The sequence below is a fragment of the Ruegeria sp. AJ12 genome, assembly GCF_056536245.1.
Genome location: NZ_JBQFJJ010000001.1, coordinates 591,175 through 605,498 on the forward strand (window position 1 = coordinate 591,175; position 14,324 = coordinate 605,498).

The 14,324-nt window shown below is 56.2% G+C and carries 12 protein-coding genes; all 12 read right to left on the bottom strand.

Features of this window, described 5'->3' with window-relative positions; genetic code table 11:
• Positions 1 to 9 precede the first annotated feature (9 nt).
• The 12 genes from ACR3E0_RS02935 to ACR3E0_RS02990 all read right to left on the bottom strand — a co-directional run bounded on the left by ACR3E0_RS02935 (position 10) and on the right by ACR3E0_RS02990 (position 13,925).
• Positions 10 to 585: a hypothetical protein gene (locus tag ACR3E0_RS02935; RefSeq protein WP_480476010.1), complete on the bottom strand. Its 576-nt coding sequence runs from the start codon at positions 583 to 585 to the stop codon at positions 10 to 12.
• Between the two features lie 40 nt (positions 586 to 625).
• Positions 626 to 1,383 (bottom strand): IS5 family transposase gene (locus ACR3E0_RS02940; protein WP_480475693.1). Its coding sequence is split into 2 segments (ribosomal slippage): positions 626 to 1,062 and positions 1,062 to 1,383, totalling 759 coding nucleotides; the frame shifts between segments, so codons are not numbered across the junction.
• 437 nt (positions 1,384 to 1,820) lie between these two features.
• Entirely contained in the window at positions 1,821 to 2,906 is a 1,086-nt protein-coding gene (locus ACR3E0_RS02945) for a saccharopine dehydrogenase family protein (RefSeq protein ID WP_480476012.1), read from the bottom strand.
• A gap of 149 nt (positions 2,907 to 3,055) precedes the next feature.
• Positions 3,056 to 3,568: a DUF4166 domain-containing protein gene (locus ACR3E0_RS02950; RefSeq protein WP_480476014.1), complete on the bottom strand. Its 513-nt coding sequence runs from the start codon at positions 3,566 to 3,568 to the stop codon at positions 3,056 to 3,058.
• A gap of 77 nt (positions 3,569 to 3,645) precedes the next feature.
• On the bottom strand, positions 3,646 to 4,209 hold the full coding sequence (locus tag ACR3E0_RS02955; RefSeq protein ID WP_480476016.1) for a GbsR/MarR family transcriptional regulator: 564 nt from the start codon (positions 4,207 to 4,209) through the stop codon (positions 3,646 to 3,648).
• A 490-nt stretch (positions 4,210 to 4,699) separates the two neighbouring features.
• Positions 4,700 to 6,121 (bottom strand): AMP-binding protein, encoded by a 1,422-nt coding sequence (locus ACR3E0_RS02960; protein ID WP_480476018.1) that lies wholly within the window; start codon positions 6,119 to 6,121, stop codon positions 4,700 to 4,702.
• Positions 6,114 to 6,959 carry a hypothetical protein gene (locus ACR3E0_RS02965; protein WP_480476020.1) on the bottom strand — a complete coding sequence of 282 codons (846 nt, stop codon included), beginning with the start codon at positions 6,957 to 6,959 and terminating at the stop codon, positions 6,114 to 6,116. Before ACR3E0_RS02965 ends, ACR3E0_RS02960 begins: the two co-directional genes overlap by 8 nt.
• Positions 6,956 to 8,287, bottom strand: coding sequence for a hypothetical protein (locus ACR3E0_RS02970; protein WP_480476022.1), 1,332 nt, complete (start codon positions 8,285 to 8,287; stop codon positions 6,956 to 6,958). The genes ACR3E0_RS02965 and ACR3E0_RS02970 overlap by 4 nt, the downstream gene beginning before the upstream one ends.
• A complete protein-coding gene (locus ACR3E0_RS02975) occupies positions 8,284 to 9,384 on the bottom strand; it encodes a BtaA family protein (RefSeq protein ID WP_480476024.1) in 1,101 nt (366 codons plus the stop codon). Before ACR3E0_RS02975 ends, ACR3E0_RS02970 begins: the two co-directional genes overlap by 4 nt.
• Entirely contained in the window at positions 9,377 to 11,833 is a 2,457-nt protein-coding gene (locus ACR3E0_RS02980) for a PEP/pyruvate-binding domain-containing protein (RefSeq protein WP_480476026.1), read from the bottom strand. The genes ACR3E0_RS02975 and ACR3E0_RS02980 overlap by 8 nt, the downstream gene beginning before the upstream one ends.
• Complete coding sequence (locus ACR3E0_RS02985) at positions 11,830 to 12,741, bottom strand: UbiA family prenyltransferase (RefSeq protein ID WP_480476028.1); 912 nt, start codon at positions 12,739 to 12,741, stop codon at positions 11,830 to 11,832. The genes ACR3E0_RS02980 and ACR3E0_RS02985 overlap by 4 nt, the downstream gene beginning before the upstream one ends.
• A complete protein-coding gene (locus ACR3E0_RS02990; protein ID WP_480476030.1) occupies positions 12,738 to 13,925 on the bottom strand; it encodes a hydroxymethylglutaryl-CoA reductase in 1,188 nt (395 codons plus the stop codon). Before ACR3E0_RS02990 ends, ACR3E0_RS02985 begins: the two co-directional genes overlap by 4 nt.
• Positions 13,926 to 14,324: the final 399 nt, after the last annotated feature.

Genomic DNA, 14,324 nt, shown 5'->3' on the forward strand with positions numbered 1-14,324 from the left:
CCAAGCAACTCACCAAAGTTTCAGATAAACGTCTCCGACCACGGCCTGCGTTATGTCCAGCGTTGGAATTGCCAATAGTAGGATTCCGGTGATGCCCAGACTTAGTGATACGAAGCGCGCCGAACGAAATGTGTGCATCTCTCCTGTCCACCATTCTCGCGCCAAGTAGCTGATATAGTCGCCATGTCGCGAAATCATGTGAGAACGAACATCAGGTCTGTGGCCGGACACCACCGGTTTCTTACTCCTGAACTTGTCATGCACTTTCCAGAACAAAGGTAATCTGGGCTTCCAATGGTCGGAAAAAACATGTGCTTCCATGTCCGCAAGCTCGTGGACGCTGTAACGTTCTCCAACTCTGGCGGCAAACTCAATGTCACCTTTGGCAAGCCCTAGAACCTGTGGACGAAAGGTCTTGAAAATTAAATTTGAAATAAGCAATAGCAGACTACCAAAGAAAACCAGCCTCATCTTGGCTATACCAGTCAGGTAAAACGGTGTTTCCACACCCGGTTCAACTCCAGCTAGCATTCGAAATGAAGCTATTTCTGCGATTTGGTCGTTGAACAGGATCAGACTACCCAATGATCGGCACCAACGCGACGACACGCGTTAGGGTCAGGACTCATAGCCAATAGATGACCAGAGCGGCGAGTGCGATTGCGGAGAGGAAGACCTTGGGACATCTGTCGTATCGTGTGGCAACACGCCGCCAATCCTTCAGCCTGCCGAACATGATCTCAATCCGGTTGCGGCGTTTGTAGCGGCGCTTGTCGTATTTTACGGCTTTCTTGCGCTGTTTCCGACCTGGGATGCAGGATCTTACCCCTTTGTCTTTCAACGCTTCTCTGAACCAGTCGGCGTCATAGCCTCGATCCCCAAGCAACCACTCGACCTTGGGCAAGCTGCTCAGCAACGCCCGTGCTCCGATGTAGTCGCTGACCTGTCCGGCGGTGACGAACAAGTTGAGTGGCCGCCCCTGACTGTCGCAGATGGCGTGCAACTTGGTGTTCATGCCGCCTTTGGTCCGACCGATTAGGCGCCCACGCCCCCCTTTTTGACGCCCATGCTGGTCGCTGTTCGGTGGGCCTTGAGATAGGTTGCGTCGATCATCACGGTCTTCTCTTCGCCGTGGTTGGCCGCCAGACCGGTCATCATCTGCGCAAAGATGCCTTTATCGCTCCAGCGCTTCCAACGATTGTAGAGCGTCTTGTGAGGACCGTACTCCCTCGGCGCATCACGCCACCGTAAACCATTGCGATTGATGAAGATAATCCCACTCAACACACGCCGATCATCGACGCGGGGTTTGCCGTGGGACTTGGGGAAGAAGGGCTCAAGACGCGCCATCTGCGCATCTGTCAGCCAGAATAGATCAGACATATTCACCGCTCGTTTTTACAACTGTGAATCATGCTGCCGTGCGGAAATCAATGGGTCCTGACCCTAGTCATTTGCTTTGGTGGTTGTACAAGTGGAGTTCAGCCGATCTGCTGAAATTTCACCGGCCAGCCCCACCTCAAACAGGTCTGGTATGCCCGGAGACAATCGAATGCACAAACTTTAGAAGATTGGCCAAATCGCTCTTTTCCAAAGGAAAAAAACGTGGTTTGAATCAGATGAAGGGGCAGAATCTTGCCCACTGCGGAGCGTGACTGGTGCCCGCAATACGTCAAGGATGAACCGCAGAACTATGCGCAGATTTGGCGCAAAGCTTTGGGCGGCAAGTGCTGGATTTTCCTTTGCGAATGAATAAGGGCCCCGCAGCGCTTCGGGCGGCCCTACAACCGCTGTACGTCGCCTCGTGGATCAGGGGCGCTCTATTCTAAAATGTCGACGATCTCGGTATGGATTTCCAGATCCGCCATTGCGCTTTCAACCAAGGACCTTGGGAGCTCTGCCAGGCAAGGTCGCGCACCCGCATTCATGTTGTTACACTCTCGCAGGATTGCGCGGCACATGATCCCGGGCACAAAGGGACCGTGTCCTTTTTCAGCGATCAGTCTCCATTTTCGGGTTACGTCATAGCCGTTAAGCTTTCCGGAAACACGCACCTGCATACCGCCTCGGTCACTGCCGAAGGGATAGAGCACTTTCGAGAGAACGTAGAGGGCTGAATAGGCCATGTCCGGTAGCTCAAAGCGCCCGTGCCGCCTTAGTTTGGCCAGCAGACTTAAGGACCAGTTCATCAACGGAAGCTCAAGGCCTGCGCGAAACATAACGCTCCTCGCACCCGTCATTTCCGGAAGAAGCATGATGTCGGGAACGTTAACGCTGTATCCAGCGCGCATCATGCCCGGCTTCAGCTCATACAATTTGCGATCCGTCCATCCGGTGGCTGTCTGCCAAGCGCGGTCACGCCACACCTGATAGGGCCGCCCGACCCCGCTCACGATGCTCTTGATAACGGACATGCCTCGCGGTGCCCGATTGCCTGGCAGGATTGCGATGTCAATAAGGTCGACTTCGTCCAGACGCCCCATCAAATCTTTGACGATACTTGAGGACAGGCCGGGTACGCTGGACGCACCGGAAAGCGCAAAAACACTTGCTGCCATCGCTTCGGTGTTCAAGTCTTCAATACCTTTCGTGAACGCGGCGCAGTCCGACAGGTCGAGATAGTGGCAGCCATGGGCGATGCAGAGCCTCGGAACCAAATAGGGGTCGTCGCCATAGTGTTGGAACGGCCCTGCGGCATCAATAACAACGTCCGGCTCAACTTCAAAAAGAGCGTCCGGAGCTTTGCGGATGTCCAGCTTCAGGGTCTGCGCCCCTAGGTCTTGAGCAAGAGTGCGGCCCTTTTCAGGGCGTCGCCCGGCCAGCCAAAGCTGGTGCCCGTCACGCGCCAGCAATCGGGCCGTCAGGGATCCAAAAACACCATACCCACCTATGATAACGACCTTCATGATCGAACGCCCCCGATGATTTCGGCATCGTGGAAGGTTGCGTCCTGCCAGATCAGCTCGCCAAAAAGCGGATGTACCAGTTCCAAGGTAAACCGGAACTGCCCATCCCCGAGCTCCTCGTGGCCTACCAAAAGCCTTACCGGACAGATCTAACATGGCAGAGTGAGTCGTCTTTGCCCAAGCTTCAGGAAATACCGGTCGCTGACGAAATAGAGCCCGTTTGTTGTACTTTCAAGCCTCAGAGAGATGCCAATTCCGAAGCCGATGTATTCTTCCAATCCGGTGGGTCCGGCAAAGCGTTTCGAACTGCCAACCATCTGTGGAAATCCAGCGGCCCGACCATATTGCCGGATCCAAAACTGTCCGCCCGTTGCCGCGTCTTCGGTGACGGTGACCACAGCGGATCGACCGATTGATGTACGATCAAACGGCAGCGGGGCTCCTAAAACGCGTAGGGCAAATGCTAACGCGCGACCAACGGGGTTCATCCGCATTTCGGTCACGCGGCCCTGATAGGCAAGGCTGGCATCACCCAGAAGCCGCTTGCTAAACCTGCGTTGAATTGTCTTGGGCAGGCGGGCCCAGGCCTTGGCCCCAAGCAGGTCTTTGAACCGATCATCCTGGCTGCTGGCCGCATCGGGTTCCATTTGAGCTGGCATCATACCAGGCGGGGTGGCTTTTACACTGTTTTCGTACATTCTGTTGTTTCCGTTGAAAGAGAAATTTTAGAACAAATTTTTTAACGGGTCTTTTTGCCTCCGGCGAAGTTGAGCAGAGAGACAACTTTGGTTCCCATCTTCATCAACAACACAAGCTTAGGACGAGGCACCGTGAGCATGTCGCGGAACCACGTGTCGGCCGTTACCAGGAACTCTTCCATGTCTTGCATCCGCCGCAACGCGGTTGGGTCAAGTCCGTTTTCGGTTTCAGCTTGGGCGACGCAGGTGCGAAGGGCTTGTGCCGCCGGATCAATCTCGCGTTCTTTGCGCCCTTGGGCGATACGAACACCCATTTCCCAGACGTCCACTTCGGCCTCATAATGCTCGCGCCGGTCCCCTGGAACGGGAATGCGACGAATGAGCCGCCAGCTTACCAATTCTTTGAGCGAGTTGGACACATTGGATCTTGCAATGCCTAACGATTCCGCAATCTGCTCGGCATTGAGAGGTCTTGAGCTGAGGAAGAGCAGCGCATGGATCTGCGCGACGGAGCGATTTACGCCCCATTGGTTGCCCATGTCACCCCAGTACAGGATAAACTGACTTGCCGCGTCAGATTTCGTTATGTCACTTATTTCTGTCACAACAGAAACATCAGACAAAACTAAATCAGAATCAAGAGCTAATTCGGTTTATTGACAGGTAATCCCTTGAGGAAGCGGCGACCTCTGTCTCAAAACTTGATCATTTGACTGACCGAAAGCAGTGTACCTTCGCGGCGGCCTCGGCGATGGTAAGGTCAATGCACGGTTGGAAGGCAGGCATAGTGCACGCGCGTATTGCACCCATCCGCAAGCGATGGGCCCATTTGTCTGAACACCGTGACCATGTTCTGGATGTCATACGAAAGGGTACGGAGCGGGCTGTTGTCAAGAAACGCATAGTCGCGTGTGCTCTGGGGTTGTTTCGGCTTTGATACTGCAAAAATGGCCGCGCCCGTGAAGGGACGGTTCACTGCAACTCCGCGTACAGTGCGAAGAGTGTTGGCGACCGGATTGAGTCCCAGAGAAGCTTTCACCTAGAGCGATTGGACTTGGTCGAATGAAAACCTGTGCGCTTTCGATCCGTACGGCGTTAGGAACCCATGATACGTTCGAGTTTCGCGCGATCGACCTTGGATGCATGGCGTTTGTCCATGGGGATTTTCTCAACTGTAATCACCATGGGTACGCCAAATCCAAGCGCAGAGTCACGCCAGACGTCGACGTGATCTGTACATCCCTGAATGCAAAGTGCCGGGCCTGTCTTCGTATTGACAAGCGCGCATCGATCCACGCCCGGCCATTGTTGCGCGGCGACTTCGATGGCAAAGGGGAACAGCGCGCCTGAAGCGACGTCAATTTCGGACCCCACCCGTCCCCACAACCACAAGCGTCCGTTGTTATCCAGCGTGCCGGCATCGCCGGTTCGATGCCAAACGACTTGGCCTTCCGTGATCTTGTTTTCCTTGGAATGAGCCGGGTCGAGGTATCCGTCATTGACATGAGCGCCTGCGACCTGAATCTCACTATTCCGAATGCGGAGCATCACTTCGGGCGCCGGATATCCCACCAGAAGCCCCTTTCCGCCGGCCATCTGGCGATGATCCTCTTCCGAGATATCCTTTGCATCGAGATGAGCAATTGGTTCAGCCTCGGTCGATCCATAGACGCACATAACCGATAGCCCGTGCCGGGTTCGCAGCGCTTCGACAAGGTTAGGGAACACCGGACCGCCGCCCGTGAACACCGTATGCAACGGTCCGGTGTCGTCCGATTGGTTCAGTTTTTCACATAGCGACGGCGGGATGAGGGCGCGGGTGATCCCCTGGTTTTGTATCCAGCTTTCCATCTGCTCAGGCGACAAACGGTCAAGCTTGCTGAGCCTCCAATTTGGCAGAACAGTTGTGCGCCCGGCCGCCAGATTGATCAGCGTGAATACCGGAAAGGCCACCAGATCGCGCTCTGCCTGATCGCTGTCGAGGAGGGGCGCGATTGCATCGTGCTGCGCCATCAGAAACGCGTGAGACCGTGGAATGGCCTTTGGCTGGCCTGTCGTTCCAGACGTGAAGGATATTAGCGCGATATCGTCCGACCGAACATTGTGTGATGGCGGGTCGCGGCGGCTTTTTCCAGGCTTCAACAGGGGCAATGTCCAAAGATCCGGAACCAGAAGCTTCAGCAAAGTAAACGCGCCTGCCGCGCAGAACGCCTTAGGCTCTGTGGTCCGGGCGGCGTGGCGCAGACCGGCCACACCCATTGCCGGTTCCGGCAGAACAACCGTTGCGCCAAGGGACCATAGGGCCGCGAGGCTGGCATACAAATCAGCATCAACTGACATGGCCAACAGCACGCGATCTCCGGACTGGATGCCCTGTTCAAACCATCGGCCCGCTAGGTCGTGAACGCGTAATTGAAGGTCCTTAAAGCTGATCTGGCGGCCTTTGCCATCCACTATGGCAGTTCTGTTCGGAAAACATTCAACCGCTGCCGCAAAATGGGTGAGCAAATCAGCCATTCAGCTTAAGCCCAAGCAGGGTGTAGCGCCTGAATATAGTCGCACCTTCCGCTGCACTGCGATTTGCCGATGTGTTGTCGTCATGGATCAGGGCATGAATGGCGCTTTGGTATCCCATGCTAAACGCCGCCTTGTGAAATCTGTGGGCCAGATGCCGCCCGGCGCCCGGCTCGAGACTTGCGTAGGTCTTGAGGATTGCGGATGTGGGGTCGGGCCCTTCCGCATAGTTGGGAATACCGAACAGAAAACCGGCCAATGTCCCATCAGGGCGACGCGCAAAAAGGATCAGGTCGCGTTTCATCAATGGTACAACCGGCGTGTACATGGCCAGAAAATCCGCCTCGGAAATCGGTTTGTAGAACGCGTTTTTTGAAAAGGCCCGAGTTGACAGCGCAAAGACCTGACGGAACAGGGCTTCGGGGTCAGTTCCGTCCCATTCCTCCACCACAAGGCTATCGGTCTCAGGCGGTGCCGCCTTTGCAGCGTCCTCCAGTGTCACACGGGCCGAGAAGTACCGGCTGATTTCCGTAAAGCCTGCTGACCGGAATACACCCGGTTCGTGGGGTTTGTTGTTGGGTTCCATCAAGAAAGGAGCGGACCCGTCGCTATCGGAAACAAACCGATAGCTGTGCCAGGTGTCGCCTGACATCGGACCGATGATACGGTCGATACCCGCGTTCCTGACCCGGTCTATCCCCTTGTCGAGAACTTCGGCACCGGCCTCGGGAGACTTGCAGGAAAAATCACCGAATGTTGCGGCAGGGGTGCCATTCCAGTCCGGGCCGTTCAGGTACACGGTCAGCCTTGCGTCAGCTGTTTTGATTGTTTCTCTGCTCATGAAGAAACTCCGACAAAGAACCCTGAATCGACCGACACCAAGACAGCCCAAGCATAGTAAATCAACGGGGGGATGAGGGCCAACACAGTCAATTTCAGTACCCGATCTTTTTCGAACCAGTCTGGCCGCATTAGTGGCACCGCACTTGAGCAGAGCAGTGACAGCAGAGCCAAAGCTGTCAACGGTTCCGCCCAGCGGGATGGGTCCGGGTTCAATGCAACGACCGAATGCCTGACGACAAGAAGGGCTGCGGCCATGGCCAGAACTGCAAGGATGTTGCCCCGCAACGCGAGAACACTGAACCCCATCGCAAGCCCCATTGTAGAGAGCCCGTAGAAGGATACTGCGTTCCATCCGGTCGCGTTTCCAAGCGCCAGCCAGCCGAAGCTGACAAGCCCGAGCGAGGCGACGATATCCAGATCGGGGTATTTGCCGTCACAAGGGTTCAGGACGCGCGCCCAAAGGTGCATGACGAGCACCAAAATGGGCAGAACAGCATTTTGAAGCGCGGTAACCGACAAGACCAGAAAGACGGTAATGACATAAACGCGGGTAGCATGTTTTGTAAGTCTCAGCTTTGTGCCGAGAGTGCTGAATCCGGCGATCGAAGTCAAAAACACAGCAGCGATGGTCGCCAGTTCGACAAGAGAGTTGTCGGAATGCACGCTCAAAAAAATGAGCAGGCCAAGTGGCAGGAACAGGTTGTCAAAGCCACGCCAGCTTTGTGCCTCGACCAGCGTTCCGAAGGCTGCGACCATAACGCAAAGCATAAGGGTGTTTGTCGGCGGCAGGTCTGACATGAACAGAAAACAGATGATTGCGATCAACAGCGTCACAACGAAGAAAACAACTGAACCTTCAACGCTTTTGTGCCCGTCTTCGACTATGAAACGCCTTGTTCCATAGGTGGTTCCGGCCAACGCGGCGGCTGCATCCGCCAGCGTCAGGACCGCGATTGGAAGCACGTAGAACAACGTGTTTTCCCCCGCCAACAGGAAGCAAAGTCCAACGGACAAGGCGAGCAGAAAGTCACCATAGGATGTCCGCTCGACCCCGTGCAGGGTTGCGCCAAGACCTTTTGAGAAACGCGGCAGACGCAAAAGAAGCATCACAAGCATTGTCGCGGCAATCAGCATATAGACTGGCCACCGGTCGGGAAAAAGCCAGGGTAGGAGCAACGCAAATAGACCCGTGCTGACATGCATCATCTTGCGCTGTACTTCAGCGCTCAGGCCCGCAGCCTTGGCCAGCCGGCGAATGACCATCATCACCCCAATCAGCGCCAGCACCGATCCCGCTGCTAGCAGGATCTGCAGAAGAATGGTCAAGGTTGCACCTCTTCGACTACGAAATCCGAGTAAAAAAACGCCATGTCGCGGGCTTTCAGTTGGGTTTCGATGTCGGCTAGGGTTTTCACCTTTTCTAGGTACACCAGCGGGACGCGCCGGGGGGCCATCATGTTCCAGTAGACCAACCGTGCGCTTGGTTTTGCGGCCGTCAAGATCGCGCCGTAAACTTCCCTGAACGTTTCAGGTGACATGTATTCAAAGATGTCAGACAGGTTGAACCCGCTGGCTTTCTCTCCCGTCGCGACAAAGGCCTCCAGCGACCCAAGCCGGATATCCAGGCGATCCAGCCGGGACCGGATCGTTTCATAGTGCTCAGGGCGCCATGCCATCGGCAGTGTATCGCCATGATTGCCCGTGAGGATCCAGCGCAGATAGGGGTTTTGCGATGGATCGGTATCAACCCCCGCATGACGGATGCGGCGGGCGACATGTTCGGCCGGGCTACCCTCGACATGGTCGAAAAATGCGCTGTCGCGGCCCATGCGTCCCATGATGAAGCGAGAGAAGAAGAATTTCAGCAAAAGCCGCCATCGGACTGTATTGAATTGTGTGTCGAAAAAGACCTGCCGCGCTTCTGGGGTGCGGGGAATGAAAACGTCATCGATGGTTTGGTGCGAATGCACTAACGGCAATAGCCAGGTCCGAAAGATACGAAAATAGCGTTCGAACTTGCCGACGCCGCCAATGCCATACCTTTCGACATCCGGTGCCAGAGCCTGCCAGAAAACCCGGATATCTGCTTCAGTGACCTCCAATGCCCGGTTCAGCAAGTCAATCCGTCGGTAGCTTGGGCGGGATCCAGTGAGTTCGATGAACTCGGAATGCGACAGTGCCTTGTAGGCTCCGATCCTGAGCTTGAGGCAGGCTATCTGAGCCGGTGACAGGTCCAGAACCACGACACGTGCGGGATCGAGTGTCAGCATGGCCAGCGCGTTGTCCCCCGCCGAACAGATGGACACCAGAGTCTGTTCTGCACAATCTCCCAAGGCAGAGGTCAGGACATCTGCGTCCTCCCACAACTGGGCGTATCGAATGTGATCGAAATCCGCTTTTTTCTCGATTTCGCTGCTACGCATCGCATCGTTCCACCGTGCCGCTTGCCCCGTCAACCGACAGCATCTCTCGATCTTCGATCCAGTGTGTGGCCCCTTTCAGCCCGACAACGCAGGGAATACCCAACTCCCGTGCGACAATGGCAGAGTGGGACAACAGTGAACCTCGTTCGACGACGATGGCAGACGCGTTTGAGAACACCGCGATCCAGCCCGGGTCAGTATGACGCGCCACCAGGATTTCTCCGGGGCTCAAGGTTTCGGTGCGGGGGTCGCGGATCACGCGGGCCGGTGCCGTGACCTGTCCCGCAGAACAGCCCGTGCCGTGTTTCACCCGTGTTGTATCTGCCGGAACATCAGTCCCCTCTGACCAGACCGGTGCGATGGCTGGGCCGCGAATTTCAATGCGTTCCGGCGGGTCAGGACGTCGGGACGAGGCTTCATCTTCCTTCTTACGCTGTGCGACGATGCCTTTCAGATCGGGCGATAGGCTATTACCTTCGACGGCACCCAAAACCTCTTGCGTGGTCAGAAAAAACACATCCCTTGGCGTTTCAAGCAAGCCGTGCGCCGTAAGTTCCCGGCCCATTCCCAAAAACACGCGCCGTGCATACCCGAAGATGCGCGTGCGCTCAAAACGCAGGTTTTCGCGGTCGCGTACGCGTGCTTTGGTCCAGCTCAAAACCCACTTTGCCAACCGCCGTTTGATCGGGTTCGCCGCAAACAGCGTCTGCCAATCCGGTTCTGTGTTTTCCTGATGCGTGGTGGCGGAGCGTTCGGCGCTTGCAGCAATGGCCAGCAACAGGCTGGTCGGGTCGTCGCGCAGTGGAATACTCTCCAGCTTGAGTTCTTCCGTGCACCGGTCTCCGAACCTTCCAAGATATGCCTCTACCTCGGTTTCGATCTGCGGGTGGCCAGTCAGGGCGGGCATGTGCGGATTGGTCCTCAACTGCTCGGCCAGACCTGCCTGACGAACCATCGCACCCATCCGGGCAATGCGTTGTGCGGGCTCGGCCGAAACAATGTCGCCTTGCCCGATCATGAGGTCGTTGTGCAATGCCAAACCTTTGTCACCCAACCAGTTCTGCAACAGGTTGCGCGACCCACCAAAGGCGATCATGCACAGAAAATCATTGATCAACGGGGCGTCCCAACGATCCAGAAGGGTACCTTCAATGCGGCGATACTCGGCAGCCAGTTCGGTTGCATTCGAGGTGTCGACATCCAACCTGGCCTGTAAAATGCTATTCAGACGCTGGTAAAAGTCGCGCCGGGTTCGTGGCAGGCGGATGGCTTGCCAGATCAAACCACCTGCGACCTTGGCCACTTTTGCGTAGTCCAAGACCCGGTGCCAGCCGACTGATGGGGGCGGGGCAAGGGCATCGGTGACCTCTCGCGGCATCGGTTCAGAGACACCCATCATCGTTTCCATATAGTCGCGGTTCAGTGAGAACCCTGGCAACAAAGCCAGCGCGCGGTACCAGTTGATCAGGTTGTAGTAGACCCGCCCATCGATCCGCCCGAGCAAGTTGTCCAACAAAACAGAGTTCTGGTCGACGGTTTGCCGGGGAACGCCCAATAGCCTGACGAATGCTCGGTAAACCTCGGAATAGACGTGCAGGGCAAAGGAGTAGGTCAGTGGGCTGACGATGCCCGGATAGCTTTCGACGATATTGGAATTGTCGAAAATGGTCAGAGTTTGGTCTTCAAGGGCTGACGGACGCAGGGCTGTAGTGATCGGTCGGGCCTGTAGAATATGAAGCCCCTTTCTATCAATGGCCCACTCAATATCCTGAGGTGATCCGAACAGCGCCTCTGCTTTTCTGGCAAGGGTTGCGATGGATTGCGCCTCGCTCACTGTCAGGTGTGACGGAGTACCCGGAGTGTTTTCCGCTTCACCATCGGCATCGATGATCCAATCTTCTCCATCTGCTTCACCCGAAACCAGTTGCTCTGCGAGGCCTTCAACGGCTGAGATCACGACCACGTCGCGTCGTCCGCTGACCGGGTCGGCGGAAAAGGCAACACCTGCGGCTGTCGCATCGACCATGCATTGCACTATGATTGCGGGCGCTTCAGCCTCGCCGCCGGATTTGACCGCGCGGTAGGTTTCGACCGTTTTCGAGAATCCGGACTGCCAGACCTGTTTGGTCGCCGTCAGCACAGATTTGGCAGGGACGTTCAGGACCGTTTCATATTGGCCCGCATGGCTATGTTCCACACCATCTTCGGCCTTGCCAGAACTGCGAACGGCGTACGGACCCGGTCCAATGGTTTCAATTGCGGCGGTCACGGCCGCGCGCAGACCCTTTTGGGCAACGGGTCCTGATTGCCCTATGCGAAACGCGTCATTGGTGACGACAAAAAAAGCTGGTGGGGCAAAGCCGTGCTTCGCGAGATGCGACAGTGCGGCTGCTTTGCCTCCGACAACGGAAATTTCGTTAGCGTCCGTTTGGGCGACAATGAAAGTCATGCATTGGCTCCGATCAGGAACGGCAGGAAACCCGCTGTGGCATAGCAGAAAAACACCCACAGACCTGAAACAGTGTCCATCCTCGATTGGGCTTTTGCCGTCGGCGATTGAATGTAGCGATGGGCGGCCAGCCCACAGGGAACCAAGGCCAGCGCTCCGATTAGGGCACTTGGCCAACCAACGCCGGTGGCAATGCCCGTGCCGACAAGGAACGCATAGGACAGTAAGGCACATCCGAGCCAGATGCGCGTCGCCTGACGAGGCCCCCAAAGGGCCGAATAGGTGTCCACCCCGGCAATCTCGTTTTCGGGAGCCCACAACTTTCGCCCAATCTCCAAGACGCAGCCATTCACAAAGGACAGTGCCAAAAACAGCCATAAGTAGGATGCAGCGCCGCCTGCAGGCAGCCATTCGATGCCCGTGAGCAACAGGTCAATCAGGGGCATGATCGCCATATGACTCAGCAAGTACAGAGCCGGGCGCGCCTTCAGCCAGGCCGGGGCGCCGAATTCGACCGTCATCGCTGCAAGCCAAATCCAGACGATGCCCAGCAGCCACAAGACGGATGGGTCCCAGAACCAGGCAGCAGCCACGGCCAGAGGAATGGTCAACAAGCCGAGGCGCAGAACCTCTCGTTCAGACACCAGACCGCGCGGGATCGGTCTATCTGGCCTGAAGCGACGGTCGTCCTCGGCGTCTTTGAACTCGTCGCAGACCCGCATCTGGAAGAACAGCGCCAGTGCCAGCACAAAACCTGCCGCAAATGCCGGCCATTCCGGCAAGGGACGGTCCGCCAGACGCGCGGACACGCAGATACTGGCGGCGGAAAACACAAGTAGCAGCGGGACGGTTTTCTTCAGCGGAAATCGCTCGGATTGATAAATCCAGAATCGGTTCTGAAAACTCATCTTTGGCGGGCCAGACTTTCATGGGCGCGGGTGAAATGACCCGCTGCAATCGCTGCAACGATGGAGATTTCACCGCATAGGCATGTGGCGGCGGCCACCTCGGCCAAAGCCGTGCCGCATCCGTTGCCCCTGAGGCCAAGTATGTTCAACGCCGCAGCCTGGCTTGGCAAACCGGTTCCGCCACCGACCGAACCCACCAAAATGTTTGGCAGGGTCACTGAACAAAACAGATTGTCACCCCTTGGTTCCATCCGTGTGACGCCCATCGCGCTTTCAGCCACGCACGCCGCGTCTTGGCCCGTCGCGACGTAAAACGCCGCCAGCCCGTTGGCATAATGCGCCTGTGCGCCAAACTGGCCCGACAAATGCGCCCCCAGATTGGCAACACGCCCATAGGCCAGCATCGCCTCGACCGTTGTGCCCAATGTCTTTTCGACAATATCGGCGGGAAGCGTGACCGAGGCGCTGACCTTGCGTCCGCGACCCGTCACGAGCCCCAAAGCCGAGGCTTTTTTGTCGCCCGAGAAATTGCCTTCAATATACCAGTTCTCAATAGGTACAGGGCAGTTTTCCGCAATCGCGTGACACAACGCGTCGGTGGCGATCGTCACCATGTTCTGACCGGCGGCATCGCCTGTGGTATAGCGACAAATCAGGAAGACAACATTGGTGTCTATGAAGGGTTCCAGCGATACAAGCTTGCCATAACGAGTGGTCGTTTCGGCCGCAGATTTGAGCGTGTCGACATTTGTGACGACCCAATCCACGAACTGCCCGGCCTTCAGCAAGCTCTCGAACACAAAGGCAGGGGTCCGTAAAACGCCTTCGTAAAGCACGGCAGTGCTGATACCGCCAGAACGGGTGGCGACATATGCACCCCGGGCGTAGGACGCGACCAGAGCCGCCTCGGTCGTGGCGAGCGGAACATGAAAATCCCCGTTAGCATTCATCCCATTCAGGCGCAGGGGTCCTATGACGCCAACGGGCAGCTTAACTGTCCCGATGAAGTTCTCGATATTGGCTCCATAGATTTCCGCCGCTTCAACGGTTGTCGGATCCGCGATCTGCGCTTGATCTTCCTCACTGGCTGTGGGTCTCAACTTGTCCCAAAAGCGCGCAACCATCTCTGCGGTGGTCTTGCGGGACGGGCGCAATATTGAAAACTCAGCGTCGTTTGGCGCCATCTGCTGCGGTATCTGATCGGCGTCAAATCGTGCCTTTATGCGTTGAAGCATTTCCCGAACGTGAAACGGAACTACCAACTGCGTGCTCCAATAGATTTTCCGCGAAGTAGTGTTGCAATCAAGAACCGACGCCTGTGCAAACTAACAGTCGGTGGGCTGATATCCAGTCAAATATTTTTCCACCAAGTATTTGATCCGAAAGGGTCTCGCATTTGTCCCAATTAATAGCATCGTTCTGCTCGATATGCGCGCGCATTGGCAAGAGTTTCACTGCCTACGAGAACTGAACAGTCTTGGAACCTGAAAACCGCGACCTTGAACCTACAGTATTTTGACGTTCTGCTTTCCGAAACGATGGAACGGCTAGACGTCCCTATATGTGGCGCCAGTTTCAGAAGA